This is a genomic window from Bradyrhizobium sp. PRIMUS42, from assembly GCF_023006515.1.
Lineage (GTDB): Bacteria > Pseudomonadota > Alphaproteobacteria > Rhizobiales > Xanthobacteraceae > Bradyrhizobium.
In genome coordinates this window covers 1-954 of record NZ_JALBGZ010001279.1, presented here as the reverse complement: position 1 = coordinate 954, position 954 = coordinate 1, and the positions used below count along the sequence as shown (strand labels likewise).

Genomic DNA, 954 nt, shown 5'->3' with positions numbered 1-954 from the left:
CCATGCGTCCGCCGGCCCCGATTCCCGTGCCGCAGAGCCCGGCCGCACGGCGTATCGCCGGCGTGCAGCGCGCGCTGTCCGAATTTGGCTACGGAAATTTGAAGATCACGGGCACGATGAGCGGAGAGACCCAGTCCGCGATCCAGAAGTTCGAACGCGAACACAAGATGCAGGTCACCGGCCAGCTCTCCGACCGCCTGCTGCGCGAGCTCGGTGCGGCGATCGGCCATCCCGTCGAATAATTCCCACGCGCGTGCGACGGCTGGCGCTGACTGCGCGGCTGGCCTATCGTTCGACTCATGCGTTTGAAATCCAACATATGGGTCGCGGCTTATTTGCGCCGATGCCAGACCGAGGGCGTGTTCGGCGCGGTGCGCCGTCGCGGTGCCGAGGAGGCGGGCGCGGTGTTCGTGAAGGTGTCGCTGCTGGACGGCCAAGCGATGCTCTACGTGCCGGCCCCGCAGACCTCCTACGACGACGGTCGCCCCGTCGATCGCTTCTTCGTGCCCGTCGCGCCGCAGGCCTTGCCGGAGCATACCATCGAGGAACGGCTGACCAGGGAAATCCGCTTCGATCCGGATGCATGGATCGTCGAGACTGAGGATCGCGGCGGGCGGCATTTTCTGGAACTGGCGAAGACGTAGCTGCTGCTCCGCCGTCATTGCGAGCGCAGCGAAGCAATCCAGAATGCTTCCGCGCAGGGACTCTGGGTTGCTTCGTCGCAAGGGCTCCTCGCAATGACGAGCTTGGAGTTCGTCGCGTGCCCAACGCGTAGCTTCGTAGCCCGGATGGAGCGCAGCGTAATCCGGGGGCGCTACGAGCGACAGGAGACCCGGATTGCGCTGCGCTCCATCCGGGCTACGGACTAAACCGTCTGCGCTACCGCTCCGATGATCCGTCGGTGCCGGTGCGGCGCGGCGGCATCGCACCGGGCTGCACGCCCGGCCGCGTCTG

General features: G+C 66.4%; 2 protein-coding genes. Both read left to right on the top strand.

Annotated features, from left to right (window positions below):
* The coding region (locus MOV75_RS39690) for a peptidoglycan-binding domain-containing protein (RefSeq protein ID WP_247008296.1) at positions 1-242 on the top strand (242 nt) is incomplete at its 5' end.
* 57 nt (positions 243-299) lie between these two features.
* Positions 300-644, top strand: a complete 345-nt coding sequence (locus tag MOV75_RS39685; RefSeq protein WP_246932913.1) for a DUF1491 family protein — start codon at positions 300-302, stop codon at positions 642-644.
* Positions 645-954: the final 310 nt, after the last annotated feature.